This window comes from Pseudacidovorax sp. DMC4 (assembly GCF_056314265.1).
Map to the genome: position 1 here is coordinate 134,563 of NZ_JBQUYR010000009.1, position 26,214 is coordinate 160,776.

The following is a 26,214-nucleotide window of genomic DNA, read 5'->3' on the forward strand; positions in this document are numbered from 1 at the left end:
GCCCGGAGAACCGACATGGCCCTAGCCACCCCCGCTCCCGACCTCATCCTGCACAACGGCCGCTTCACCACCCTCGACCGCGGCAATCCCACGGCCGAGGCCGTGGCCATCCGCGACGGGCGCTTCCTGCGCGTAGGCCGCAATGAGGACCTGCTGCCCCTGGCGGGTGCCGCCACCCGCGTGGTCGACCTGCAGGGCCGCGCCGTGCTGCCCGGCTTGATCGACAACCACCTGCACATCATCCGCGGCGGCCTGAACTTCAACCTGGAGTTGCGCTGGGACGGCGTGCGCAGCCTGGCCGATGCCATGGCCATGCTGCGCCAGCAGGTGGCGATCACGCCGGCACCGCAATGGGTGCGTGTGGTCGGCGGCTTCACCGAACACCAGTTCGCGGAGAAGCGGCTGCCCACCGTCGACGAGCTCAACGCCGCCGCGCCCGATACGCCCGTCTTCATCCTGCACCTGTACGACCGTGCCCTGCTCAACGGGGCCGCGCTGCGGGCCGTGGGCTACGGCAAGAACACGCCCGCGCCGCCCGGCGGCGAGATCGTGCGCGATGCCGCCGGCAACCCCACCGGCCTGCTGCTGGCCAAGCCCAATGCGGCCATCCTGTATGCCACGCTGGCCAAGGGGCCGAAGCTGCCACCCGAGTACCAGCTCAACTCCACGCGTCACTTCATGCGCGAACTCAACCGCCTGGGCGTGACCGGCGCCATCGACGCGGGCGGGGGCTTCCAGAACTACCCCGAGGACTATCAGGTCATCCAGCAACTCGCGGACGCCGGGCAGCTCACCATCCGCCTGGCCTACAACCTGTTCACGCAGAAGCCCAGGCAGGAGAAGCAGGACTTCCTGAACTGGACGGCGTCCTCGAAGTACAAGCAGGGCGACGACTACTTCCGCCACAACGGCGCGGGCGAGATGCTGGTGTTCTCGGCCGCCGACTTCGAGGACTTCCGCCAGCCGCGGCCCGACATGGCCCCCGAGATGGAAGGCGAGCTGGAAGAGGTGGTGCGCGTGCTGGCCCAGAACCGCTGGCCCTGGCGCCTGCATGCCACCTACGACGAGACCATCAGCCGCGCGCTGGACGTGTTCGAGAAGGTGAACCGCGACACGCCGCTGGCCGGCCTGAACTGGTTCTTCGACCATGCCGAGACGATCTCGGAGCGCTCCATCGACCGCATCGCAGCGCTGGGCGGCGGCGTGGCCGTGCAGCACCGCATGGCCTACCAGGGCGAGTATTTCGTCGAGCGCTACGGCGCCGCCGCGGCCGAGGCCACGCCGCCGGTCAAGCGCATGCTCGAGAAGGGCATCCACGTCTCGGCCGGCACCGACGCCACCCGCGTGGCCTCGTACAACCCCTGGGTCTCGCTGTCATGGCTGATCACCGGCCGCACGGTGGGCGGGCTGCAGATCACGCCGCAGCGCAACCTGCTCGACCGCGAGACCGCGCTTCGCATGTGGACCGAGAAGGTCACCTGGTTCTCGAACGAGGAAGGCCGCAAGGGCCGCATCGAGGCCGGGCAGTTCGCCGACCTGATCGTGCCCGACCGCGACTTCTTCGCCTGCCCCGAATCCGACATCGCCGACACCAGCGCGCTGCTCACGGTGGTGGGCGGCAAGGTCGTCTACGGCGCCGGTCCATTTGCTACGCTGGACGAGGGCGGCCCGCCGCCCGCCATGCCCGACTGGTCGCCCGTGCGTCGCTATGGCGGCTACGGCGCCTGGGGCGCGCAGGAAGGCGCACCGCTGCAGGCCGCCCTGCGGCAGGCGGCCGCGTCCTGCGGCTGCGCGAGCGCCTGCAACGTGCACGGCCACGCGCATGCTGGCGCCTGGGGCAGCCGGCTGCCGGTGGGCGACCTCAAGAGCTTCTGGGGCGCGCTGGGCTGCGCCTGCTGGGCAGTCTGATGGCCTGGACGCAGTCTTCATGGGTGAGGCCGGTCTGCCTGCTGCTGCTGTGCGCGGCCTACCTGCAGGGCGGACTGGTCAAGGCCTTCGACTTCGCCGGTGCCGTGGCCGAGATGCAGCACTTCGGCATCGCGCCCGCCGCGCCGATGGCGCTGGCCGTGATCGTGCTCGAACTCGGCGCCTCGGCCATGGTCATCAGCGGCCGGCTGCGCTGGCTGGGCGCGCTGGTGCTGGCCGCCTTCACGCTGGGCGCCACCCTGGTCGCCCTTCGCTTCTGGGAAATGCCCCAGCCGCAACGCTTCATGGCGGCCAACGCCTTCTTCGAGCACCTGGGCCTGGTCGGCGGCTTCCTGCTGGTGGCCTGGCTCGACGGGCGGGAACGGCGGCATGGCTGAGGCGGGCAAGGAGAGCGGCAGCTTCGCGCCCCTGCGCCTGCCGGTGTTCGCCGTGCTGTGGTGCGCCACGGTGCTGGGCAACATCGGCAGCTTCATGCGCGACGTGGCCAGCGGCTGGCTGGTCACCGACCTGTCGCCCAGCCCCACGGCCGTCGCGCTGATCCAGACCGCGGCCACACTGCCGGTCTTCCTGCTGGCCATTCCGGCCGGCGTGCTGTCGGACATCCTGGACCGCCGACGCTTCCTCATCGCCGTCCAGCTGCTGCTGGCGGGCGTGAGCGCGGCGCTGCTGGTGCTCTCCCGCACCGGCGGGCTGACGGTGGAGCTGCTGATCGTGCTGACCTTCGTGGGCGGCGTGGGCGCGGCACTTATGGGACCGACCTGGCAGTCCATCGTGCCCGAGCTGGTGCCGCGCGCGCAGCTCAGGAACGCGGTGGCGCTCAACTCGCTGGGCGTGAACATCGCCCGCGCCGTCGGGCCGGCCCTTGGCGGCCTGCTGCTGGCCAGCTTCGGCGCGGCCATGACCTACGGTGCGGACGTGCTGAGCTATGTCTTCGTCATCGCCGCGCTGCTGTGGTGGCGCCGCCCGGCGCCGACGGCGGACGAGGGCCTGTCCGAGAACTTTCTCGGCGCCTTCCGCGCCGGCCTGCGCTATGCACGCGCCAGCCGCGAACTGCACGTGGTGCTGGTGCGGGCGGCGGTCTTCTTCCTGTTCGCGAGCGCGGCCTGGGCGCTGTTGCCCCTGGTCGCACGCCAGATGCTGAAGGGAACGGCCGGCTTCTACGGCGTGCTGATGGGCGCCGTGGGCGCAGGCGCCATCGTCGGTGCGCTCGTGATGCCGCGGCTGCGCGGACGGCTGAATGCGGACGGACTGGTGCTGATGGCCTCGGTGCTCACGGCGGTGGTGCTCGGCGCGCTGGTGCTGGCCCCGCCCCAGTGGCTGGCCGTGTTGCTGCTACTGGTGCTGGGCGTGGGCTGGATCACTGCCCTGACCACGCTCAACGGCGTGGCCCAGGCCGTGCTGCCCAACTGGGTCCGTGGCCGCGGCCTCGCCGTCTACCTGACGGTGTTCAACGGTGCCATGGCCGCGGGCAGCCTGGGCTGGGGGCTGGTGGCGCAGCAGATCGGCGTGCGGGGCGCGCTTGCCGCCGCTGCGCTGGGCCTGCTGGTGGTGGCCCTGCTCTTCCACCGCGTACGCCTGCCCGCGGGCGACGCGGACCTGCAGGCCTCGCGCCACTGGCCGGAGCCGTTGCTGGCCGAGCCCGTGGCCCATGACCGCGGCCCCGTGATGATCCAGATCGAGTACCGCATCCGTGCGGAAGACCGCCCCGCCTTCCTGGCCGCCGTGCGGCGCCTGGCCCCCGAGCGCCGGCGCGACGGGGCCTATGCCTGGGGCCTGCACGAGCACACGGCCGATCCGCAGCGCATCGTCGAATGGTTCATGGTCGAGTCCTGGGCGGAGCACCTGCGCCAGCACCACCGCGTGTCCCAGGCCGATGCGGACCTGCAGGGCGAAGTGGTCCGCTACCACATCGGCCCGGGGCAGCCCGAGGTCCACCACTTCCTGGCGCTCTGAACGTCAAGCCGCTTTTCCTTCCCTTCCCTGTCTTCCTCAACCCTGGAGATTTGCATGAGCTTCCTCACCCTGCGCGACGGAACCGACCTCTACTACAAGGACTGGGGCAGCGGCCAGCCCATCCTGTTCAGCCACGGCTGGCCCCTGAGCGCCGACATGTGGGACGCCCAGATGATGTTCTTCGCCGAGCGCGGCTACCGCACCGTCGCCTTCGACCGCCGCGGCTTCGGCCGCTCGGGCCAGCCGTGGACCGGCTACGACTACGACACCTTCGCCGACGACATCGCGCAGCTGATCGAGGCGCTGGACCTGAAGGACGTGGTGCTGGTGGGCTTCTCGATGGGCGGGGGCGACGTGACGCGCTACATCGCCCGGCATGGCAGCCGCCGCGTGGCCCGGCTGGCGCTGGTCAGCGCGGTGACGCCGCTGTTCGTCAAGACGGCGGACCATCCGGAGGGACCCGAGCCCGCCATGTTCGAAGGCCTGCGCGCAGGGCTGCTGGCGGACCGGCCGCAGTTCCTGGACGACTTCAGCACCATCTTCTACGGCACCAATCGGCCGGGGGCCAAGGTGTCGCAGGGCATCTTCAAGCAGACGCTGCAGATCGCGCTGCAGGCATCGATCAAGGGCACGCTGGACTGCGTGACGGCCTTTTCCGGCACCGACTTCCGCGCCGACATGGCGAAGATCGACGTGCCCACGCTGCTCATCCATGGCGACGACGACCAGGTGGTGCCCATCGAGGGCACGGGCAAGCTGGCCGCGCAGATGATCAAGGGCGCGACGCTCAAGGTCTACCCCGGTGCGCCCCACGCCACCTGCACCACGCACAAGGACCAGGTCAACGCCGACCTGCTCGCGCTGATCGAAGGCTGATCGCGGCGGCGGCCAGCGGCGTTGCAGGCCCTCAGTGGCCGGCGCCGCGCCGCCAGGTGCCCGGCGGCATGCCCATGTGCCGGGTGAACACGCGGGTGAAGTGGCTCTGGTCCGCAAAGCCACAGGCCAGCGCGATGGCCGCGAGCGACAGCCCGGGCTGCGCCAGCAGTGCCTGGGCCCGTGCCAGCCGCTGCGCCTGCACCCACTGGTAGGGCGTCTGGCCGGTCGTCTCGCGGAAGGCCTCGATGAAATAGCTGCGCGACAGGCCACAGGCCTCGGCGACGGCCTGGGCGCTCTGGTCTCCATCCACGCGCATCGCCAACATCTCCTTGGCGCGTGCCTCCTGGCGGGGTGACAGCCGGCGGCGCGGGCGCGTGCCGGCCGGCTGCGCGGCGCCTGCACGCAGGAGCAGTTGGGCGGCCATCGCCGCCGTGACCTGCTCGATGAACAGGCCGCAGCCCGGCTGCGGCCGACCGAGCGCGGGCAGCAGCGCCAGCGCCAGGTGGTGCAGCACCGTGTCATGGGCGCCCACCGGCGAGGCGGCCAGCAGCGCCCCCGGGGCCACGGGCCGCTCCGTGGCCTGGCGCAGCACGGCCTGCGGGAACTCCACCAGCAGGAAGTCGAAACCTGTCTTCATGTCGGCGCGGTAACGCTCGCCAAAGTCGCGCAGGTAGATCGCGCCGCAGCCGAAGTCGTGCGTGCTGGCGTGTCGCGCGTGCAGGATGCGTCGGCGATGCCCCGGGGCGAGCGAGATGCCCAGCAGCAGGCCCCTGTCCGAGGGAGCGGTCTCCACCGGCCCGAGCTGGGTCGTCGTCACGGCCTTGCGATAGACACGGACGCCGCCGGCGTCGAGCTCGTCATCGTGCACCAGCGTGCTGGCGGTGCAGCCGAGCGCATCGCGCGGCGCCATCGTCAAAGGCGAAGGGGTGAAGTGCATGGGATCTCCGCGGTGGCCCGACATCATCCACGCTTTCGCGCAACGCGCAGGCGGCGCGCCGCCGGCGCAGGCTCCGGCAACGCGCCCAGCTCCACAAGATACGCGCAGAACATGTCGGCCATGGCGGCCGAGTAGGCCTCGATCTCGGCCGGCTTGCGGGGCTTGTCGGAGAAGGCCTTGCCCACGCCGCTCAGCGTGTCCAGGATCAGGTCGCCGGCGCGGGTGCGCGTGGGGCCGGCCGCCTCGGGCAGCACCGTCTTGAGGAAGACGCGGAAGGCCCGGGCGCTGGTCGCCCGTGCTTCGCCGGCCTCGGGCGCATCGCGGTACATCGGTGCGGCATCGGCCAGCGCGGTGCGCACCTCGGCCTCCTCGCATTCGGAGCGGATGAAAGCCAGCACCAGCCGCCGCAGCCGAGCGAGCGGGGGCAGGGCCTCGTCTTCCAGGATGCCGCGCATCAGCGTGGTGGTGCGCTGCCATTCGTCGCTCTGAAGCCGGAACAGGATCGCCGCCTTGTTGGGAAAGTACTGGTAGAGGGAACCGACGCTGACACCCGCCTTCTCCGCCACACGGGCCGTGGTGAAGCGCTGCGCGCCTTCCTGCGCCAGAACCTGAACAGCCGCTTCGAGCACTGCCGCCACCAGGTTGGCGGAGCGGGCCTGCTGGGGCTCCTTTCTCGAGGACAGAGGTGCGCTGCGACGTGGGCTCATGGCAAGGGCTGCGAATGCGAATGGAAAACCTGACGAACTCGTCGCATTATCGGCGCATGACTTCCATACCTCCTCCAACGACTTCTTCCGCGCCGATGCCGCTGCCCTTCTGGTGTCTGGTCGGCGTGCTTTTCGTGGCCTGCCTGTGCGTGGGCATGACACTGCCGACGGTGCCGCTGTTCGTGGCCGGCACGCTGGGTCTGGGCAATGCCTGGGCCGGGCTGGCGGTGGGCATCGCCTTCCTGGCCACCATCCTCAGCCGCGGCGTCGCCGGCACGCTCACCGACCGGCAGGGCGCCAAGGTGGCGACGGTGCGCGGCCTGCTCTGCTACATCGCCGGCGCGCTGGTGTGCCTGGCGGCCGGGCTGCCGGGCCTGCGCGCCATCGCGGCGTACGAGGTGCTGCTGATCGGGCGCCTGCTCATCGGCGTGGGCGAAAGCCTGGTGGCCGTGGGCACCATCACCTGGTGCATCGGCCTGGTGGGGCCGGCCCGCTCGGGCCAGGTGCTGGCGTGGATCGGGGCCGCCATCTACGGCGCGCTGGCCGTGGGCGGGCCGCTGGGCATCGCGCTGTACGACCGTCTGGGTCTGGCCGGTGCGATGGCCGTGGCCACCGGCCTGCCGGCGCTGGCGCTGCTGGCCGTGGCACGGCTCGACGGCATGCCCGTGATGGCAGCCGCCCAACGTCCCTCCATCTGGCGCGTGGTCGGCCGCATCGCGCCGCAGGGGGCCATCGTGTGCCTGCAGGGCATCGGATTCGCCGCCATCGGCGCCTTCTTCGCGCTGCATTTCCGGGCCCAGGGCTGGGCGCATGCGGGCCTGGGCCTGACTGCATTCGGCGCCGGCTTCGTGCTGGTGCGGCTGCTGTTCGGCGGCCTGCCCGACCGCATCGGCGGCCTGCCGGTGGCCGCCGCCTCGCTGGCCGTGGAGACACTGGGCCAGGCGATTCTGTGGACCGCCGCCACGCCGACCGCAGCCTTGGCCGGCGCCTTCATGACGGGCCTGGGCTGTTCGATGGTGTTCCCGGCCATGGGCCGCGACGTGGTGCACCGCGTGGCGCCGCCCCTGCGCGGCACGGCCATGGGCGCCTTCTCGGCCTTCCAGGACCTCGCCTACGGCCTGACCGGCCCGCTGGCCGGGCTGCTGGCCGACCGCGCGGGCTACCGCGGCGTGTTCCTCGTCGGCACCGTGGCCGCGGTACTGGGGCTGACCATTGCGCTCGGGCTGTGGATCGCCGCCCGCCGGCCCGCCGCGACGTCCCAGTAAATCGACCGCGGCCGGCAGGCGGCGATGAAGCCACCTGCCGGCCGCAAGGCCGAGTGCGTCATGTCAGTTTTCCGCGGCGCTGCGTGCCACCCACGCCGCATGAAACTGGCGCGACGCCAACGATCAAATGGCCGCGGAGCAGGCCACGCCAGGGCACCCGAGGAACTGGCTTTGCCAGGCCTCTGGGTGCGCCCCCTCCAAGCCGAAGGCGCCAGAGAGGGGGAGCCGCGAAGCGGCATGGGGGTGCCTTTTTATTTCACGCCAGCGTGTACGCCGTCTTCACGATGGTGAAGAACTCCTGCGCATAGCGCCCCTGCTCGCGCGGACCGTAGCTGCTGCCCTTGCGCCCGCCAAAGGGCACGTGGTAGTCCACGCCCGCGGTGGGCAGATTGACCATCACCATGCCGGCCTGGCTGTGGCGTTTGAAGTGGGTGGCGTACTTCAGGCTGGTGGTGGCGATGCCGGCCGACAGGCCGAACTCGGTGTCGTTGGCGGTGGCCAGCGCCTCGTCGTAGTCCTTCACCCGGATCACGCTGGCCACGGGGCCGAAGATTTCCTCGCGGTTGATGCGCATGGTCTTGCCGCTGTCGCTGAACAGCGCCGGGGCCATGTAGAAACCTTCGGTGCCGCGCGACAGGCGCTCACCGCCCACGGCCAGCGTGGCGCCTTCGGCCTTGCCGATCTCGACGTAGCTCAGGTCCTGCTCGAGTTGCGACTGGCTGGAGACCGGGCCGATGTCGGTGCCCTGGCCCAGCGCATCGCCCACGTTGATCTTCGCCATGCGGGCCTTCATGGCCTCGATGAAGCGCGGGTAGATGCCCTCGGTCACGATCAACCGGCTCGACGCGGTGCAGCGCTGGCCGGAGGAATAGAAGGCACTTTGCACGCACAGCTCGACCGCCTGGTCCAGGTTGGCATCGTCCAGCACCACCTGCGGGTTCTTGCCGCCCATCTCCAGCTGGACCTTCTTGCCGCTCTTGACGCATTCCAGCGCGATGCCGCGGCCCACGCCCACCGAGCCGGTGAAGCTGATCGCATGGATGCCCGGATGCTGCACCAGCGCATTGCCGATGACGCTGCCACGACCCATCACCAGGTTGAACACGCCGGCCGGAATGCCCGAGCGGTGGATGATCTCGGCCAGCGCCCAGCTGCTGCCCGGCACCAGGTCGGCGGGCTTGAGCACCACGCAGTTGCCGAAGGCCAGGGCCGGCGCGATCTTCCAGGCCGGAATGGCGATGGGGAAGTTCCACGGCGTGATCAGGCCCACCACGCCCACCGGCTCGCGCGTGATCTCCACGCCGATGCCGGGGCGCACCGAAGGCACGGTCTCGCCCGACAGGCGCAGGCATTCGCCGGCGAAGAACTTGAAGATCTGGCCGGCGCGCGTGACCTCGCCGATGCCTTCGGCGCGGGTCTTGCCCTCCTCGCGCGCCAGCAGCGCGCCCAGCTCTTCCTTGCGGGCCAGGATCTCGGTGCCGATCTTGTCCAGCGCGTCGCTGCGGGCCTGGACCGAGCCGGTGGACCAGGCCGGGAAGGCGGCGGTCGCGGCCGCCACGGCGGCATCGACATGCGAGGCATCGCCCTGCGTGTACTGGCCGATCACGTCCGCCAGGTTGCTGGGGTTGAGGTTGGGGCTGTAGCTGGCACCGGCCAGCCATTCGCCGTTGATGAGGTTGTTGAATTCGCTCATGAGAAGACTCCTTGTCGAATGACGGAATGGCTCAGCGCACCATGGCCGGGCGCTTGTTGTCGAACTTCCAGCCGGGAATCAGGTACTGCATGGCGATCGCGTCGTCGCGCGCGCCCAGGCCATGCTGCTGATACAGCGCGTTGGCGCGCTGCAGCGCGGCGCGGTCCACGGTGACGCCCAGGCCCGGGACCTTGGGCACCTCGACGAAGCCGCCGCGGATCTGCAGCGGGTTCTGCGTAAGGAACTGGCCGTCCTGCCAGATCCAGTGCGTGTCGATGGCCGTGACCTTGCCCGGCACGGCCGCCGCCACGTGCGTGAACATGGCCAGCGAGATGTCGAAGTGGTTGTTGGAATGCGAGCCCCAGGTCAGGCCCCAGTCGCGGCAGGTCTGGCCCACGCGCACGCTGCCGGCCATGGTCCAGAAGTGGGGGTCGGCCAGCGGAATGTCCACCGACTGCAGCGACAGCGCATGCACCATCTGCCGCCAGTCGGTGGCGATCATGTTGGTGGCGGTGGGCAGGCCGGTGGCACGGCGGAACTCGGCCATCACCTCGCGACCGCTGAAGCCGCCTTCGGCGCCGCACGGGTCCTCGGCATAGGCCAGCACGCCGCGCATGTCGCGCATCAGGCGGATGGCGTCCTTGAGCAGCCAGCCGCCGTTCGGGTCCAGCGTGACGCGCGCGTGCGGAAAGCGCTCGGCGAGCGCGCGGACGGCCTCGATCTCCTGCTCACCGGCCAGCACGCCACCCTTGAGCTTGAAGTCGTTGAAGCCGTAGCGTGCATGGGCGGCCTCGGCCTGGCGAACGATGGCCTCGGGCGTCATGGCGGTCATGTGGCGCACCTGGGCCCAGTCGTCGCTGGCGCTGCGGTCCTCGCCCGGCTTCACGTAGGGCAGGTCGGTCTTGTCGGAAGGGCCGACGAAGAACAGGTAGCCCAGCATCTCCACCCGCTCGCGCTGCTGGCCTTCGCCCAGCAGGGCCGCCACCGGCACGCCGAGGTACTGGCCGAGCAGGTCGAGCAAGGCGGATTCGATGGCCGTGACCGCATGCACGCCGATGCGCAGGTCGAAGGTCTGCAGGCCGCGGCCGCCCGGGTCGCGGCCGGCGAGGGCCTGTTGCACGCGCTGCAGCAGCTGCAGATGCTGGCCGATGGATTGGCCGACGAGCTGCGGGCGGCTGTCCTCCAGGGCCTGCCGGATGCCCTCGCCGCCGGGCACCTCGCCCACGCCGGTGCGGCCGGCGCTGTCGTGCACCAGCAGCACGTTGCGGGTGAAGAAGGGCGCGTGGGCACCGCTGAGGTTCATCAGCATGCCGTCGCGGCCGGCGACCGGGATGACTTCGATGTCGGTGATGGTGGGCGTGTGACTCATGATCGACGCAGAGGGATGGGAAAAGCGGCCCGCGCTCATCGCGCGGCCGCTTCGATGGCCGGTCAGCTGCGGGGCGCCAGCCGCCCTGGAGTGTGCCGGCAATGCAGTGCCTGGATTACTGCGGGCCCAGCTTGGCAATCAGTGCCTCGAGCGCGGCATACTCGTCGGCCTTGAGGTCGGTCAGCGGCGTGCGCACCGGGCCGGCACCATGGCCGACGATCTTGGCGCCGGCCTTGACGATGCTCACCGCATAGCCCTGGCCCTTGTTGCGGATGGCCAGGTAGGGCATGAAGAAGTCCTTCAGCAGGCGATGCTGCGTGGCCATGTCGTCATCGCGAACAGCTTCGTAGAACTGCATCGCCGTCTTCGGGATGAAGTTGAAGACGGCCGACGAGTACACCGGCGTGCCCAGCGCCTTGTAGGCCGCCGCATAGACCTCGGCCGTGGGCAGACCGCCCAGGTAGGCGAAGCGGTCGCCCATGGTCAGGAAGATGGAACTCATCAGCTCGATGTCGCCGATGCCGTCCTTGAAGCCGATCAGGTTGGGGTTGCGCTCGGCCAGCTTGGCCAGCGTCTCGGGCATCAGCTTGGCCTGGCCGCGGTTGTAGACGATGACGCCGAACTTGACGCTCTTGCACACGGCCTCGACATGGGCGGCCAGGCCTTCCTGGCCGGCTTCGGTTAGGTAGTGCGGCAGCAGCAGGATGCCGTGGGCGCCGGCCCGCTCGGCAGCCTGCGCGCACTGGATGGCGAAGCGCGTGGGACCGCCGGCGCCGGCAATGATCGGCACCTTGCCGCGGCAGGTGTCGACCGCGGTCTTGATGATCTCGGGGTATTCGTCGGCGGTGAGCGAGAAGAACTCTCCGGTGCCGCCGGCCGCGAACAGCGCGCTGGCGCCATACGGGGCCAGCCATTCGAGGCGCTCGATGTAGCCCTTCTTGTCGAAGTTGCCCTCGGCGTCGAAGTCCGTCAGCGGGAAGGACAGCAGGCCGGAGCCCATGATGGTCTTGAGGTCTTGCGGGTTCATCTGCAGGTTTCCTGGAAGCGTTTGTTGAAAGAAGAAGAAGAAAAAGAAGGGAAGCGCTCAGTCGAGCTTGATGCCGGCCTGCCGCACCACGGTGGCCCAGCGGGCGCGTTCCTTGTCGAAGAACTGCTCTTCCTGGGCGCCGGTCATGGTCACGACCTCGGCGCCCTGCCCTGCAAGGCGCGAGCGCACTTCGGCAGAGCGGATGGCAGCGATGAATTCGCGGTTGAGCCGCTGCACGATGGCGTCCGGCGTGCCGCGCGGCGCCTTGACGCCCTGCCAGGTGCCCGACTCGAAGCCGGGCACGCCCTGCTCCGCGATGGTGGGCACGTCGCCTACCAGCGGCATGCGCGTGGGCTTGGAGACGCCCAGCAGCTTGAGCTTGCCGCTCTGCACATGCGGCAGCGTGGCGAGCATGCCGTTCATGAGCACCTGCGTCTGGCCGCCCACGGTGTCCTGGATGGCCTGCACGCCGCCCTTGTAGGGCACGTAGGTCCAGCGGGCGCCGCTGGCGCGCTCCAGCGCCACGCCGGCCAGGTGCGGCGCGCTGCCGGTGGCGGTGACGGCGAAGTTCAGGTCGCTGGTCTTCGACAGCGCCACCAGTTCCTGCAGCGTGTTGGCCTTGACCGAGGGATGCACCACCAGCAGGTGCGGCGAATAGGCCAGCATGGTCACGCCACGCAGGTCCTTGGAAGGGTCGAAGGGCAGCCGCGTGTAGACCGACGGACTGATGGCCAGAGCGCCGACGTCGCACAGCAGCACGGTGTAGCCGTCCGGCGCGGCCTTGGCGACCATGTCCGCGCCCAGGTTGCCGTTGGCACCCGGCTTGTTGTCCACGATCACGCTCTGGCCCAGCGCCTGCGACAGCGGCTGGCTGATGGACCGCGCAATGATGTCGGACGAGCCGCCCGGCGGATAGGGCACCACGATGCGGACCGGCTTGGACGGCCAGGTGTCCGCGGCGCGGACGGCGCCCGAGGCCACGAGCGCAGCACCTGAGGCACCACTGACGAACTGGCGGCGGTTGAGGGTCATGTCTGTCTCCGTCTTGGTTTGAAACGCGTGGCGGCTTGGATGACGCGTCGTTGTTGGCCGTCTTGTTGTCAGTCATCGTACAACTAAGTCCACGCCCTTCTCGGGCAAAGACCCCACTCCGTGCTCAGGTTGTGGCGGCGGAAGCCTGGCGCTGCGCCGCCTCCTCGCGGGCACGGCGCAGGCGCTCGCGGCTGTTGGTCAGGTGGATGCGCATGGCGGCGCGCGCGGCATCGGCATCGCCCCGCGCGATGGCCGAGAAGATCTCCTCGTGCTCGCGGTTTACGCGCTCCAGGTATTCGCCGCGGTGGGCCTGGTTGCGGATCGCGCTGACGCGCGTGCGCGGGATGATGTTGGTGCCCAGGTGGCCCAGAATCTCGGCGAAGTAGGGATTGCCGGTGGCCTGCGCGATGGCGAGGTGGAAGCGGAAATCCGGCGAAATGGAGTCGCCCGCGTCGCCCGCGTCCTGCGCGAAGGCGTCCAGGGCTTCCCGCATCGCCTGAAGATGGGCTCCGGAGTGGCGCTGTGCGGCCAGGCCAGCGGCTTCGGTCTCCAGACTGATGCGCAGTTCCAGCACCGCCATCACATCGACCGCGGTGGGAATCTCGGACGCATCCAGGCTGAACATGCCGGCCGCCCGCGGCGGCAGCACGAAGGTGCCGATGCCATGGCGCGTCTCGACCAGCCCGGCTGCCTGCAGCCGGGACAGCGCCTCCCGCACCACCGTGCGGCTGACGCCATAGGTCTGCATGATGGCGGACTCGGTGGGCAGCTTGTCGCCCGGGCGGAGCTGACCGGCCCGGATGCGCTCACCCAGGTCGTCCACCAGGCCATGCGCCAGGCCACGCGCACGGCGCTGCGGCAGGGCCCGCACCGCCTCGTTCTCGGCAGGGGTCGCGGGCATGGCTGGAGCGGTCGAACGGGGCATGGAAGCCATCATAAGACGACGGCCCGTTGTACGACAACCTAGGACCTGACCGCCTTCCAGCCGGTGACCGCATGCGCCGCCGCCGCAAGGCGCGCACTTTGTGGCATGGTCGCGCTCCCACCCTGCCCTCTCTGCCCCGCCTGTCCATGAGTTCTCCGCGCAAGCGCGCTGCCACCATCCGCGACGTCGCCCTGGCGGCGAAGGTCTCCACTGCCACGGTGTCCAAGTTCGTCAACGGCGGCCAGCGCTTCACCGCCGAGGTCGAAGCCCGCATCACGCAAGCCGTGCGCGAACTGGGCTATTCGCTCAACCCGATGGCCCGCGGCATGATCACCGGCCGCACCGGCAACGTCGGCGTGGTGATCCTGGACATCCGCAACCCCTACTTCACCAGCCTCGTCAGCGGCGCCGCGCGGGTGGCGGCCGCGGCGGGCCTCAACCTCATCATTGCCGACGCGGCCGAAAGCACGTCGCCCGAGTTGGGGGTCCTGCAGTCGCTGTGCCGGCGCGTGGATGGGCTGGTGGTCAGCGCCCGCCTGCCGGCCGCCGCCATCCAGGGTGTGCTGGACAGCGGAACGCCGGTCGTCTTCTTCGGCCGCCCGTCCCCCTATCCGCAGCATGCCAGCGTGGGCTGCGACAACCACCAGGCCGGGCTGATGCTGGGCCGTCATCTACGGGACCTGGGCCACCGCCGCATCACCTACCTGGGTTTCTCCGGCGCGCGCTGGAGCGCCGACCGCGAGCGCGGCCTGCGCGAGGCCTTCCAGGGCGTAAAGGCCAGCGTGCGCACCGTCGACGCGTCGGCGCCTTCCACCGAGGAAGGCGAGCGGCTCGCCTCCAGCCTGCTGCTCTCGCCGGAACGGGGCGATGCCATCGTGGCCTACAACGACCTGCTGGCCATGGGGCTGCTGCTGGAGGCCCAGTCCCTGGGCATTGCGGTGCCGGACGAGGTGTCCGTCGCGGCCTTCGACAACATCGCCTACGGCCGCCTGGTGAGCCCGGCCCTGACCAGCGTGGACATGATGGGCGAGGCCACGGGCGAGCTCGCCATGCGCCGGCTGATCGGCGCCATCCACGGTGAAGATGTTGCAGCGCAGGAAAACGTTATCCCTCCGCGACTCGTCGCACGAAGCTCGACCCGCAGCCTCATCAAGGGTAAGCACTTAGTGCGCTGAACTTGACGCCGGCACAGGCCGTGCGCACCATCGCGCCCAGCCCTTCGTGGCTTTTTTCAAGCCGCGAAGTTAAACGTTTACCTTCGATGCAGCACCGTTGCATCCCGTCGATCACAGGCCGCCGATTCCATGACCGCCCTTTCCTCCTCCAGTCCTGCCCGTCGCCTGCAGCGGCTGCTGCTCACCGGCGCGGCCGGCGGCCTCGGCCAGGTGCTGCGGGAGCGGCTCGTGCCCTTTGCCGAGCGGCTTCGCGTCTCGGACATCGCGCCGCTGGGCGCCGCGCGCGGCGCGCACGAGGAGGTCGTGCCGTGCGACCTGGCCGACAAGGCGGCCGTGCACGACCTGCTGGCCGGCTGCGACGCCATGGTCCACCTGGGCGGCATCTCGGTGGAGCGACCCTTCGAGCAGATCCTCGAGGCCAACATCAAGGGCATCTACAACGTCTACGAGGCCGCGCGTCGCCAGGGCGTGGGCCGCATCGTGTTCGCCAGCTCCAACCATGTGATCGGCTTCTACAAGCAGACCGAGCACATCGACGCCACTGCCATGCGCCGGCCCGATGGCTACTATGGCCTGTCCAAGTCCTTCGGCGAGGACATGGCCCAGTTCTACTGGGACCGGTACGGCATCCAGACGGTGAGCATCCGCATCGGCTCCTCGTTCCCGGCGCCTGCCAACCGCCGCATGATGAGCACCTGGCTCAGCTACGACGATCTCACGCGACTGGTGGAGCGGTCCCTCTTCACGCCGGAGGTCGGCCACACGGTGGTCTTCGGCGCATCGGCCAACCGCGACGTATGGTGGGACAACCGCGCCGCGGCCCATTTGGGCTGGGTGCCGCAGGACGGCTCCGAGGTCTTCCGCGCGCAGGTTGAAACCCAGCCGCCGGTGGCGGCCGACGACCCCAACGCCATCTACCAGGGCGGTGCCTTCACTGCCCAGGGCCCCTTCGGAGACTGAGGCCGTGCAGGCATCCAAAGCCGAACTCGTCGTCGACGCGCGCCACGGCACGGGTGAGAGCCCGGTGTGGCATGCGGGCGAGCAGGCGCTGTACTGGGTGGACATCCCAGGCCGCACGCTTAACCGCTGGGCGGCGGCCGACGGCCACCGGCAATGGGCCACGCCGCAGATGCCCGCCTGCATCGCCGCCGTGGCGGGCCGGCCCGGCCAGTGGCTGGCCGGCATGGAGGACGGCGTGCACACGCTCACCCTCGGCTCCGGCAGCCAGGCGCAGCTCACAGTCCTGGCACCGGTGCAGCATGTCCGCCCAGGCATGCGCTTCAACGACGGCCGATGCGACCGCCAGGGCCGCTTCTGGGCGGGCACCATGCTGATGGACATGGGCGCTGCCGCGCGTGTCGGCGTGCTCTACCGGCTGGACGGCGCAGCGCTGCAGCCCGTGCTGGGCGACCTCATCACACCCAACGGCCTGGCCTTCAGCCCGGACGGCCGCACGATGTACCTGTCGGATTCGCATCCCGACGCGCAGGCCATCTGGGCCTTCGACTACGACCCGGACACGGGCACGCCCATCAACCGGCGCCTCTTCGCCGACATGAAGCCCCTGCCCGGCCGGCCCGACGGTGCCGCCATCGACGTCGACGGCGGCTACTGGATCTGCGGCAACGATGCCGGTCTGGTGCACCGCTTCACGCCCGACGGCCGGCTCGACCGTTCGCTCGAAGTGCCCGTCAAGAAGCCCGCCATGTGCGCATTCGGCGGCGCCGCGCTCGACACCCTCTTCGTCACCTCGATCCGGCCGGCTGGCGACCTGTCGGATCAACCCCTGGCCGGCGGCGTCTTCGCGCTGCAGCCGGGAACGCAGGGCCTGCCCGAGCCGGCCTGGCAACCCTGAAGCCCCAAGAAGACCGCCACACCACCCCCAGGATCCACACGAGGAAGACAACATGAAGACCCTTCGTTTCAAGACCACCCTGCTCGCCCTGGCCGCCAGTGCCGCGGCGCTGGCGGCGCAGGCGACCGAGTTCCGCTCGGCCGACATCCATCCCGACGACTACCCGACGGTCACCGCCGTGAAGTTCATGGGCGAGCGGCTCAAGCAGTTGTCGGGCGGCAAGCACAGCATCAAGGTGTTCAACAACAGCGCGCTGGGCAGCGAGAAGGACACCATCGAGCAGACCAAGATCGGCGCGCTGCAGATGGTGCGCGTGAACATCGCGCCCATGAACAACATCTGCCCCGAGACGCAGGTGCCGACCATGCCCTTCCTGTTCCGCTCCACCGACCACCTGCACAAGGTGCTGGACGGCCCGATCGGCGAGGACATCCTCAAGAGCTGCGAGAAGCAGGGCTTCATCGGCCTGGCCTTCTACGACAGCGGCGCCCGCTCGATCTACACCGCCAAGAAGCCGGTGCGCAGCCTGGCCGATGTGAAGGGCCTGAAGATCCGCGTTCAGCAGTCCGACCTGTGGGTGGCGCTGGTGGAGGCCATGGGCGGCAATGCCACGCCCATGCCCTTCGGCGAGGTCTACACGGCGCTCAAGACCGGGCTGGTGGATGCGGCCGAGAACAACTATCCGTCGTACGAGAGCTCGCGCCACTTCGAGGTGGCCAAGTACTTCGCCAAGACCGAGCATTCGATGGCGCCGGAGATGCTGCTCTTCTCCAAGCGTGCCTGGGACCGCCTCTCGCCCGAGGAGCAGGGCTGGATCCGCCAGGCGGCCAAGGAGTCGGTGCCCTACATGCGCAAGCAGTGGGCCGAGCGCGAGGCCAAGTCGCTGGCCGCGGTGAAGGCCGGCGGCGCCGAGATCATCGAAATCGACAAGAAGCCCTTCGAGGCCGCCATGAAGCCCGTGTACGACAAGTTCATCACCGACGCGCGGCTGAAGGACCTGGTCAAGCGGGTGCAGGACACGCAGTAAGCCGCGGCGGGGTTCGGGCTCCTTCCCCCTCTGGGGGAAGGCGGGGATGGGGGCCAGCGGCGCATCGAACGCTGCTGCCTTGCTACCGCCGCCGGCCCCCACCCCTGCCCTCCCCCAGCGGGGGAGGGAGAAAGAAGGAATTCGTCATGTACTCCCGCTTCTGCCGCGCCCTCGCGCGCGCCTGCATGGTGCTGGGCATCGTCGGCCTCGTCGCAGTGATCTGCGCCGTGAGCTGGCAGGTGTTCGGTCGCTACATCCTCAACAGCACACCCACCTGGGCCGAAAGCCTGGCGCTGCTGATGGTGCTCTACGTCACCATGTTCGGCGTGGCCGTGGGCGTGCGCGACGCCGGCCACATCGGGCTGGAATCGCTGCTCGTGCTGGCACCACCCCGGCTTCGACTCAAGCTGGAAATGCTGATCCACGTGCTGGTGGGCCTGTTCGGGGCCGCCATGGCATGGAATTGCGCCTACCTGGCCGAGTCGGTGTGGAGCTACCGACTGCCCACGCTCTTCATCTCCGAGGGCTGGAAGTACGTGCCGCCCAGCTTTGCCGGCGTGCTCATCGTGCTGTTCTCCATCGAACACATCCTGGCGTTGGCTCAGGGCCGCGAACTGGAGCCCTCGTGGACCTGACGCCCATGCGCTGCCGCCGCTCCCTTTTCATCACGCGCCCCGCGCACGTCCCTCGTCCTGCCGCGCGCCTGGAGGCCGCATGACCATCCCGCTGCTCATCCTGACCCTGTCGTTCACCGCCCTGCTGCTGCTGGGCGTACCGGTGGCCTTCTCCATCGGGCTGTCGGCCCTGGCCACGCTGCTCTACGAAGGCCTGCCGCTCGCGGTGGGCTTCCAGCAGATGATGTCGGGCATGGGGATCTTCTCCTTCCTGGCGATCCCCTTCTTCATCTTTGCCGGTGAGCTGATGCTGTATGGCGGCATCGCGGACCGCATCGTCGACTTCGCCAAGTCGCTGGTCGGCCATGTGCGCGGCGGCCTGGGCATGAGCAACGTGGTGGCGTGCACGCTGTTCGGCGGCGTCTCGGGCTCGCCGGTGGCCGACGTGTCGGCCATGGGCGCGGTGATGATCCCGATGATGAAGAAGGAGGGCTACCACGCCGACTATGCGGTCAACGTGACCACGCATGCGGCCCTGGTGGGGGCGCTGATGCCCACCAGCCACAACCTCATCATCTATTCGCTGGCGGCGGGCGGCAAGGTGTCGATCGCGGCGCTGATCCTGGCCGCGCTGATGCCGGCCATCATCCTCACGCTGTGCAACCTGCTGGCGGCCTATGTGGTGGCGGTGCGCCGCGGCTATCCGGCCGGCACCTTCCCGGGCTGGGCCATCGTCGCGCGCAGCTTCGCGGCGGCGCTGCCGGGCCTCTTCATCGTGGTGCTGATCCTGGGGGGCATCCTGTCCGGCATCTTCACCGCCACCGAGTCCGCGGCCGTGGCGGTGCTCTATGCGCTGGCGCTGACGATCTTTCTGTACCGCACGCTCAAGTGGGCGCACTTCATCAAGGCGGCGGCCAAGGCGGTGCGCACCACGGGCGTGATCCTGCTGCTGATCGGCATCTCCAGCACCTTCGGCTACCTGATCAGCCTGTATGGCGTGGCGGAGCTGACGGGGCAGATGCTGTCCAAGGTGTCGACGACGCCCTGGGTGATCTTCCTGCTGATCAACGTCATCCTGTTCCTGCTGGGCACCTTCCTGGACATGGCGGCGACGATCCTGCTGTGCACGCCCATCTTCCTGCCCATCGCGCAGCAGTACGGCATGACTTCGGTGCAGTTCGGCATCCTGATGCTGATCAACTGCGCGCTGGGACTGAACACGCCGCCGGTGGGCACCACGCAGTTCGTCGGTTGCGCCATCGGCGGGGTGTCGGTGGGCGAGGTGATGCGCACCATCTGGCCCTTCTATGGCGCGCTGATCCTGGCGCTCGGGCTGGTGACCTTCGTGCCGCAGTTCAGTCTGTGGCTACCAAGCATGTTCATGGTCGTGAGGTAGAGAAGCGCCTCACACGACCGCCGCTCAGCCACCGGCCGTGGATTCGCGTTCGACGATGCGGAAGCCGACGTCCACGACCGGCTGAGCGACCGGCTCGCCGCGGGCACGGGCCAGGACCATCTCGGCGGCCAGACGGCCGATCCCGGGCCCGTCGACCAGCACCGTGCTCAGACTGGGCAGCAGATGCGCGGAAAAGTCGGCATTGCCGAAGCCGCAGATCGCCAGGTCCTGTGGCACGCGCAGGCCACGCGCATGCGCCTCGACCAGCACGCCATGCGCCAGCTGGTCGGAGCTGCAGCAGATCATGCGCAGTGCCGGATCCTGCGCCAGCAGGTCGGCCAGCGCGCGGCGGCCGCGCTCCAGGTTGCTGGGGGCAGCCACGCAGGCCGTGGGCACCTCGCGGCCGAAGGCGGCAATGAAGCCCTCGCGCCGCTGCATCGCGCGGTGATCGTCGGCGGTGGCGATGCCCACGCGCTGCCAGCCCCGGGCCAGGCAGAAGCCCGCCAGCGCACTGCCCACCTTGAGGTGCGAAAAGCCCACCAGCATGTCCACCGGGCGCTGCGACAGGTCCCAGATTTCGACCACCGGCACGCCCGCTCGGCGCAGTCGCTCGCGCGCGCCCTGCGACTGGATCAGTCCCGCAAAGACGATGCCGTCGGGCTGGCGGCTGATCATGGTGTTAAGTACGGCCTCCTCGCGCGCGGCGTCGTAGCGCGTTTGGCCCAGCAGCACCTGGTAGCCCTCTTCCGCCAGCGTCTCGGTCAGCGTCTGGACGGATGGCAGGAACTGCGCGACCGACAGCGCCGGCACGATGCCCGCGACCATGCGGCTGCGACGTGACTTGAGGCCGCCGGCGAGAAGGTTTGGGATGTAGCCCGTTGCCTCCACTGCCTGCTGCACCAGGGCAATGGTCTTGGGCGACACCAGGGCAGGATTGCTGAGGGCCCGCGAGGCCGTGATCGGCGAGACGCCTGCAGCACGTGCAACGTCGTGCAGCGTGGCGGGCTTGAGGGGCGGAGAAACGCTCATGGCAGGAAGGCCCGGGAGCCTAACAGCTTCACGCCCGACGACGCTCGCGGCCCCGGGGCGTCCGTGCCGCGGCACCCCTTGCCGAAGCGCGCGCGCCCAGTCGCGTATGAGGGCACGTTGACAGCAGAAATGACAACGATATCATTCGACCGCCGTCCGTTCCGGTACTCCAACAGCAATGACAAGCCGGGGCTGCGCGCCAAAATGACAACGTTGTCATTTCAGCCCATCCAATCAGGAGACATCATGAAGAAATTCCTTTGCGCAGCATTGGCCGGCCTGTCACTGGCCGCGGCCGCCGCCGACGCCTGGCCGAACAAGACCGTCACGCTGGTCGTGCCCTTCCCTCCCGGCGGCTCCACCGACCAGGTGGCCCGGGCGCTGATGCCGGTGATGAGCGAGTCGCTCAAGCAGAGCTTCATCGTGGACAACCGGGCCGGCGCCACCGGCACCATCGGCGCCACCTTCGTCAAGCGCGCGCCGGCCGATGGCAACACCTTCCTGGTCACCTCCCTCGGCCCGCTGGTCATCGTGCCGCACCTGATGAAGGGCCTGCAGTTCGATCCGCTCAAGGACTTCGATCCGATCACCGTGGCCGTGGCCTCGCCCAACGTGCTGGTCGTGCCGGCCGCGTCACCGCACAAGAGCGTGGCCGACGTCATCGCCTACGAGAAGGCCAATCCGGGCAAGATGACCTTCGCCTCCGCCGGCGCCGGCTCCAGCGACCACCTGACGGCCGAGCTGTTCTGGCAGCAGACCGGCACCACCGGCATCCATGTGCCCTACAAGGGCGGCGGTCCGGCCCATACCGACCTCATGGGTGGCCAGGTGGATGCCTCCTTCCAGAACGTGAACGCCGTGCTGCAGTACATCAAGGCCGGCCGCATGCGCCCGCTGGCCGTGACCAGCGCCAAGCGATCGCCGGTGCTGCCCGACGTCCCCACGCTGTCGGAGCTGGGCGTCAAGGGCGTCGAAGTGACCTCCTGGCAGGCCATCGTGGCCCCCAAGGGCCTGCCGGAGGACGTTCGTGAGAAGGCCGCCGCCGCCTTCGTCGCCGCCCTCAACGACCCGCGCGTCAAGGACCAGTTCACCGGCATCGGCTTCGAGATGGTGACCAACACGCCGGCCCAGTTCGCCACCTTCATGCAGGCCGAGTCCGCCCGCTGGAAGAAGGTGATCGAGACCGGAAAGATCTCGCTCGACTGAGCATCGACCTCGCCCTGCCCCGCACGCTTCCCTCCTGCACGCCATGTCCCACGACCGCATCACCTGGATCCGCCTGTCCTCCTGCTACCTGCCGCTGGCCACGCCCATCAGCGACGCCAAGGTGCTCACCGGACGGCAGAAGCCGATGACCGAGATCGCCATGCTCTTCGCGGAGGTGGAGACGAAGGACGGGCACCGCGGGTTGGGCTTCTCGTATTCGAAGCGCGCCGGCGGTCCCGGCCAGTTCGCGCACGCGAAGGAGGTGGCGCCTGCGCTGCTGGGCGAGGACCCGAGCGACATCGCGCGCCTGTGGACCAAGCTGTGCTGGGCCGGCGCCTCGGTCGGCCGCAGCGGCATGGGCGTGCAGGCCATCGGCGCCTTCGACGTGGCGCTGTATGACCTCAAGGCGCGGCGCGCTGGGCTGTCGCTGGCCAAGTTGCTGGGGGCGCAGCGCGAGTCGGTGCGCTGCTACAACACCTCCGGGGGCTTCCTGCACACGCCCATCGACCAACTGAAGGTGAACGCGGCCGCGTCCATCGAACGCGGCATCGGCGGCATCAAGCTGAAGGTGGGCCAGCCCGACGGCAGGATCGACATCCAGCGTGTGGAGGCAGTGCGCCAGCACCTGGGCGACCATGTGCCGATCATGGTGGATGCCAACCAGCAGTGGGACCGGCCGACGGCGCAGCGCATGTGCCGCATCTTCGAGCAGTTCAACCTGGTGTGGATCGAGGAGCCGCTGGACGCCTACGACCACGAGGGCCACGCCGCCCTGGCCGCGACCTTCGACACGCCCATCGGCACGGGCGAAATGCTCACCAGCGCCGCCGAGCACGGCGACCTGATCCGCCATCGCGCTGCCGACTACCTGATGCCGGATGCCCCACGCGTGGGTGGCATCACGCCCTTCCTCAAGATTGCGGCCCAGGCCGAGCATGCAGGTCTGATGCTGGGGCCCCATTTCGCCATGGAACTGCATGTGCACCTGGGTGCCATCTACCCGACCGAACCCTGGGTCGAACACTTCGACTGGCTGGAACCGCTGTTCAACGAACGGCTGGAGATCGCGGGCGGCCGAATGTTGGTGCCCACGCGCCCGGGCATGGGCCTGTCGCTGAGCGAGCAGGCCCGCAGCTGGACCCGCGAGACGGCCGAAGTGGGCGAACGCGCCTAAGCGTCCATTCGCGCCTTGACCTGACGAAGATCCCCCGATGAGCTCCACCCGCCCGCCCCTTCGCATCGCCATGCATCCCGCAGACAACGTGGCCATCGTGGCCAACGACGGCGGACTGCCGGCCGGCACCGTGTTCGCCGATGGCCTTACGCTGGTCGACAAAGTGCCCCAGGCCCACAAGGTGGCGCTGGAGGACATTCCCGAAGGCGGTGCGGTGCGCCGCTACAACGTCAACATCGGCTATGCGCTCAAGCCGATCCCGCGCGGCAGTTGGGTGCACGAGCGCCTGCTGCGCATGCCCGAGGCTCGCTCGCTGGAAGGCCTGCCGATAGCCACCGTGCGGCCCGAGCCCCTTGCGCCCCTGGAGGGCTACACCTTCGAGGGCTACCGCAATGCCGACGGCTCGGTCGGCACCCGCAACATACTGGCCATCACCCAGACGGTGCAGTGCGTAGCCGGTGTGACCGACTTCGCCGTGCAGCGCATCAAGGCCGAGTTGCTGCCGCGCTATCCGAACGTGGATGACGTGGTGGCGCTCGAGCATTCATATGGCTGCGGCGTGGCCATCGATGCGCCCGATGCGGTGGTGCCGATCCGCACGCTGCGCCACATCAGCCTCAACCCCAACTTCGGCGGCGAGGTGATGGTGGTCAGCCTGGGCTGCGAGAAGCTGCAGCCCGAGCGGCTGCTGCCGCCGGGCAGCATCCCGCTCGTCGACGAGCGAAACGTCGCCGACGTCGGCAAGGCCGAGGAAGCCCCGCTGGACGTGGTCTGCCTGCAGGACGAGGCCCACGTGGGCTTCATGTCCATGGTCGATTCCATCCTGCGGCAGGCCGAGGTGCACCTGGCGCGCCTCAATGCCCGCCGCCGCGAGACGGTGCCGGCCAGCGAGCTGGTGGTGGGCGTGCAGTGCGGCGGCAGCGATGCCTTCAGCGGCGTCACAGCGAACCCGGCGGTGGGCTTCTGCACCGACCTGCTGGTGCGCGCCGGCGCCACCGTGATGTTCAGCGAGGTGACCGAGGTGCGCGACGGCATCGACCAGCTCACGGCCCGCGCCGCCACGCCGGAGGTGGCGCAGGCCATGATCGAGCAGATGGCCTGGTACGACGCCTACCTGCAGCGCGGCCAGGTGGACCGCAGTGCCAACACCACGCCCGGCAACAAGAAGGGCGGCCTGTCCAACATCGTCGAAAAGGCCATGGGCTCCATCGTCAAGAGCGGAAGCGCGCCCATCAGCGGCGTCGTGGCGCCGGGCGAGAAGGCGCGGCAGAAGGGGCTGCTGTATGCGGCGACACCGGCGTCGGACTTCATCTGCGGCACGCTGCAGCTGGCCGCCGGCATGAACCTGCATGTGTTCACCACCGGCCGCGGCACGCCCTACGGCCTGGCCGAGGCGCCGGTCATCAAGGTGGCCACCCGCAGCGATCTGGCGCGCCGCTGGCACGACCTGATGGACGTCAACGCCGGCCGCATCGCCGACGGCGAGGCCAGCATCGAGGACGTGGGCTGGGAGCTGTTCCGCCTGATGCTGGACGTGGCCTCGGGCCGCAAGAAGACATGGGCCGAGCAGTGGAGGCTGCACAACCAGCTGGTGCTGTTCAACCCGGCGCCGGTGACCTGACCGCCGGCCTGCACCGTACAAATCCCGGGGCGGCTTGCGGGAACCCCCTCGATAGAATCGGCAGCCCACGATCGCCGGTGTCCCCTTGTCCGACCGTCTCGCCGTTCTCCCCCAGTACCTCTATCCCAAGCAGGCATTGACCTCCTTCGCAGGCTGGGTGGCCGGCAAGGAGCGCGGCGCACTGACGACCTGGATCATCCGCAACTTCGTCGCCAAGTACGGCGTCGACATGAGCGAGGCGATCGAGAGCGACATCGCGCGCTACCCCAGCTTCAACGAATTCTTCACCCGCGCGCTCAAGCCCGGCGCGCGGCCCATCGCCGACGCGCCGCTGGTCTGCCCCGTGGACGGCGCCATCAGCCAGTTCGGCCCCATCGCGGGCGATCAGATCTTCCAGGCCAAGGGCCACCGCTATTCCACCACGGCCCTGGTCGGCGGTGATGCCGGCCTGGCGGCGCAGTTCCAGGACGGCAGCTTCGCCACGCTCTACCTGAGTCCGCGCGACTACCACCGCATCCACATGCCCTGCGATGGGCGGCTCACGCGCATGATCTATGTGCCGGGGGCGCTGTTCTCGGTCAATCCGACCACGGCGCGCGGGGTGCCGGGGCTCTTCGCCCGCAACGAGCGGGTGGTCTGCGTCTTCGAGAGCGACCACGGTCCTTTCGTACTGGTGCTGGTGGGTGCCACCATCGTCGGCAGCATGGCGACCGTCTGGCATGGCGTGGTCAATCCACCACGCGGCGGCGAGATCCGCGAATGGCGTTACGACGATCCGGCCCTGCGCTTCGTCAAGGGCCAGGAGATGGGACGCTTCCTGCTGGGCTCGACGGTGGTGATGCTCTTTCCGCCGCCGGCCCTGTCGTTCAACAAGGACTGGGCGCCAGGGCGCGCGGTGCGTCTGGGCGAGCCGATGGCCGGTGCGGGTGCGCACCGATAGACTGCGACACGACCGGCCGCGGTGCCGGCACCAGCCCCGAGACGACATCCCGGGCCGCCCCGGGCCCACGACGAGGAGGGTTTGCCGATGAGCTCCAAAGACCAGGCCGCCGTGCGGCAACTGCTGGCGCTGCTCGAAGCGCGGTATGCGCTGCGCGTGCTGTGGGCCCTGAGGGACGGCCATCCGCAGACCTTCCGCCTGCTGCAGGACAGCGTGGGCGGCATCACGCCCAACACCCTCAACACCCGCATCAAGGAACTGCGCGAGGCCGGCCTGCTGTGCCATGGCGGCGACGGCTACTGCCTCACCACCAGCGGTCAGGACCTGCTCAAGCGCCTGTCCGACCTGCAGGCCTTTGCCGGCCGCTGGCAGGTCGGTCTCGTCAAGAAGACACCCGCGACACCCGCCGAGGCATCGCCCTCCGCCTAAACTCGCGCGTTTGCCCCCGCCGCCCGGCCCCCGCTGCC

At 69.4% G+C, this 26,214-nt stretch carries 24 protein-coding genes; 16 read left to right on the forward strand and 8 right to left on the reverse strand.

What is annotated here, in order from left to right; all coding sequences use genetic code 11:
• The first annotated feature begins 15 nt into the window (after nucleotides 1–15).
• The 4 genes from ACT54X_RS18085 to ACT54X_RS18100 are packed head-to-tail and all read left to right on the forward strand — an operon-like array spanning nucleotide 16 to nucleotide 4,755.
• Nucleotides 16–1,908 carry an amidohydrolase gene (locus tag ACT54X_RS18085; RefSeq protein WP_476347665.1) on the forward strand — a complete coding sequence of 631 codons (1,893 nt, stop codon included), beginning with the start codon at nucleotides 16–18 and terminating at the stop codon, nucleotides 1,906–1,908.
• Nucleotides 1,908–2,303, forward strand: a complete 396-nt coding sequence (locus tag ACT54X_RS18090; RefSeq protein ID WP_294372673.1) for a DoxX family protein — start codon at nucleotides 1,908–1,910, stop codon at nucleotides 2,301–2,303. Before ACT54X_RS18085 ends, ACT54X_RS18090 begins: the two co-directional genes overlap by 1 nt.
• Entirely contained in the window at nucleotides 2,296–3,879 is a 1,584-nt protein-coding gene (locus tag ACT54X_RS18095) for an MFS transporter (RefSeq protein WP_294372675.1), read from the forward strand. The genes ACT54X_RS18090 and ACT54X_RS18095 overlap by 8 nt, the downstream gene beginning before the upstream one ends.
• A gap of 54 nt (nucleotides 3,880–3,933) precedes the next feature.
• Nucleotides 3,934–4,755 (forward strand): alpha/beta fold hydrolase, encoded by an 822-nt coding sequence (locus ACT54X_RS18100; RefSeq protein WP_476347666.1) that lies wholly within the window; start codon nucleotides 3,934–3,936, stop codon nucleotides 4,753–4,755.
• Between the two features lie 31 nt (nucleotides 4,756–4,786).
• Here ACT54X_RS18100 and ACT54X_RS18105 read toward each other — a convergent pair whose 3' ends face one another.
• Nucleotides 4,787–5,692, reverse strand: coding sequence for a helix-turn-helix domain-containing protein (locus tag ACT54X_RS18105; RefSeq protein ID WP_476347667.1), 906 nt, complete (start codon nucleotides 5,690–5,692; stop codon nucleotides 4,787–4,789).
• Between the two features lie 23 nt (nucleotides 5,693–5,715).
• Complete coding sequence (locus ACT54X_RS18110) at nucleotides 5,716–6,399, reverse strand: TetR/AcrR family transcriptional regulator (protein ID WP_294372680.1); 684 nt, start codon at nucleotides 6,397–6,399, stop codon at nucleotides 5,716–5,718.
• A 95-nt stretch (nucleotides 6,400–6,494) separates the two neighbouring features.
• Here ACT54X_RS18110 and ACT54X_RS18115 point away from each other — a divergent pair, with 95 nt between their 5' ends.
• Nucleotides 6,495–7,664, forward strand: coding sequence for an MFS transporter (locus ACT54X_RS18115; RefSeq protein WP_476347668.1), 1,170 nt, complete (start codon nucleotides 6,495–6,497; stop codon nucleotides 7,662–7,664).
• A 256-nt stretch (nucleotides 7,665–7,920) separates the two neighbouring features.
• On the opposite strand, the gene ACT54X_RS18120 is transcribed toward ACT54X_RS18115, so the two are convergent.
• The 5 genes from ACT54X_RS18120 to ACT54X_RS18140 form a co-directional block, all read right to left on the reverse strand.
• Complete coding sequence (locus ACT54X_RS18120; protein ID WP_476347670.1) at nucleotides 7,921–9,357, reverse strand: aldehyde dehydrogenase family protein; 1,437 nt, start codon at nucleotides 9,355–9,357, stop codon at nucleotides 7,921–7,923.
• Nucleotides 9,358–9,388: 31 nt separating this feature from the next.
• Complete coding sequence (locus tag ACT54X_RS18125) at nucleotides 9,389–10,726, reverse strand: enolase C-terminal domain-like protein (RefSeq protein ID WP_354320012.1); 1,338 nt, start codon at nucleotides 10,724–10,726, stop codon at nucleotides 9,389–9,391.
• A 115-nt stretch (nucleotides 10,727–10,841) separates the two neighbouring features.
• Nucleotides 10,842–11,753, reverse strand: coding sequence for a 5-dehydro-4-deoxyglucarate dehydratase (kdgD, locus tag ACT54X_RS18130; RefSeq protein ID WP_354320013.1), 912 nt, complete (start codon nucleotides 11,751–11,753; stop codon nucleotides 10,842–10,844).
• Between the two features lie 57 nt (nucleotides 11,754–11,810).
• A complete protein-coding gene (locus tag ACT54X_RS18135; RefSeq protein WP_476347673.1) occupies nucleotides 11,811–12,785 on the reverse strand; it encodes a Bug family tripartite tricarboxylate transporter substrate binding protein in 975 nt (324 codons plus the stop codon).
• Nucleotides 12,786–12,909: 124 nt separating this feature from the next.
• Nucleotides 12,910–13,686, reverse strand: a complete 777-nt coding sequence (locus tag ACT54X_RS18140; RefSeq protein ID WP_294372696.1) for a FadR/GntR family transcriptional regulator — start codon at nucleotides 13,684–13,686, stop codon at nucleotides 12,910–12,912.
• Between the two features lie 170 nt (nucleotides 13,687–13,856).
• On the opposite strand from ACT54X_RS18140, the gene ACT54X_RS18145 reads away from it, so the two are divergent.
• The 6 genes from ACT54X_RS18145 (at nucleotide 13,857) to ACT54X_RS18170 (ending at nucleotide 19,777) form a co-directional block, all read left to right on the forward strand.
• On the forward strand, nucleotides 13,857–14,885 hold the full coding sequence (locus ACT54X_RS18145) for a LacI family DNA-binding transcriptional regulator (protein WP_294372699.1): 1,029 nt from the start codon (nucleotides 13,857–13,859) through the stop codon (nucleotides 14,883–14,885).
• A 129-nt stretch (nucleotides 14,886–15,014) separates the two neighbouring features.
• Nucleotides 15,015–15,845: an NAD-dependent epimerase/dehydratase family protein gene (locus tag ACT54X_RS18150; RefSeq protein WP_294372702.1), complete on the forward strand. Its 831-nt coding sequence runs from the start codon at nucleotides 15,015–15,017 to the stop codon at nucleotides 15,843–15,845.
• A gap of 4 nt (nucleotides 15,846–15,849) precedes the next feature.
• Complete coding sequence (locus ACT54X_RS18155; protein WP_476347675.1) at nucleotides 15,850–16,740, forward strand: SMP-30/gluconolactonase/LRE family protein; 891 nt, start codon at nucleotides 15,850–15,852, stop codon at nucleotides 16,738–16,740.
• 52 nt (nucleotides 16,741–16,792) lie between these two features.
• Nucleotides 16,793–17,767 (forward strand): TRAP transporter substrate-binding protein, encoded by a 975-nt coding sequence (locus tag ACT54X_RS18160; protein WP_294372708.1) that lies wholly within the window; start codon nucleotides 16,793–16,795, stop codon nucleotides 17,765–17,767.
• 146 nt (nucleotides 17,768–17,913) lie between these two features.
• Nucleotides 17,914–18,402 carry a TRAP transporter small permease gene (locus ACT54X_RS18165; protein WP_294372710.1) on the forward strand — a complete coding sequence of 163 codons (489 nt, stop codon included), beginning with the start codon at nucleotides 17,914–17,916 and terminating at the stop codon, nucleotides 18,400–18,402.
• 79 nt (nucleotides 18,403–18,481) lie between these two features.
• Nucleotides 18,482–19,777 carry a TRAP transporter large permease gene (locus ACT54X_RS18170; protein WP_017759153.1) on the forward strand — a complete coding sequence of 432 codons (1,296 nt, stop codon included), beginning with the start codon at nucleotides 18,482–18,484 and terminating at the stop codon, nucleotides 19,775–19,777.
• Nucleotides 19,778–19,801: 24 nt separating this feature from the next.
• Here the strand turns inward: ACT54X_RS18170 and ACT54X_RS18175 are convergent, their stop codons facing one another.
• A complete protein-coding gene (locus ACT54X_RS18175; protein WP_476347679.1) occupies nucleotides 19,802–20,806 on the reverse strand; it encodes a LacI family DNA-binding transcriptional regulator in 1,005 nt (334 codons plus the stop codon).
• 246 nt (nucleotides 20,807–21,052) lie between these two features.
• Here ACT54X_RS18175 and ACT54X_RS18180 point away from each other — a divergent pair, with 246 nt between their 5' ends.
• The 5 genes from ACT54X_RS18180 (at nucleotide 21,053) to ACT54X_RS18200 (ending at nucleotide 26,176) form a co-directional block, all read left to right on the forward strand.
• Nucleotides 21,053–22,012 carry a Bug family tripartite tricarboxylate transporter substrate binding protein gene (locus ACT54X_RS18180; protein ID WP_294372727.1) on the forward strand — a complete coding sequence of 320 codons (960 nt, stop codon included), beginning with the start codon at nucleotides 21,053–21,055 and terminating at the stop codon, nucleotides 22,010–22,012.
• Nucleotides 22,013–22,055: 43 nt separating this feature from the next.
• Nucleotides 22,056–23,186 carry an L-talarate/galactarate dehydratase gene (locus ACT54X_RS18185; RefSeq protein WP_476347681.1) on the forward strand — a complete coding sequence of 377 codons (1,131 nt, stop codon included), beginning with the start codon at nucleotides 22,056–22,058 and terminating at the stop codon, nucleotides 23,184–23,186.
• Between the two features lie 37 nt (nucleotides 23,187–23,223).
• The gene (gene garD, locus ACT54X_RS18190) at nucleotides 23,224–24,807 is read left to right on the forward strand and encodes a galactarate dehydratase (protein WP_476347683.1); all 1,584 of its coding nucleotides are present in this window, start codon (nucleotides 23,224–23,226) and stop codon (nucleotides 24,805–24,807) included.
• A gap of 85 nt (nucleotides 24,808–24,892) precedes the next feature.
• A complete protein-coding gene (asd, locus tag ACT54X_RS18195) occupies nucleotides 24,893–25,747 on the forward strand; it encodes an archaetidylserine decarboxylase (protein WP_476347685.1) in 855 nt (284 codons plus the stop codon).
• 87 nt (nucleotides 25,748–25,834) lie between these two features.
• Complete coding sequence (locus ACT54X_RS18200; protein ID WP_017759147.1) at nucleotides 25,835–26,176, forward strand: winged helix-turn-helix transcriptional regulator; 342 nt, start codon at nucleotides 25,835–25,837, stop codon at nucleotides 26,174–26,176.
• Nucleotides 26,177–26,214: the final 38 nt, after the last annotated feature.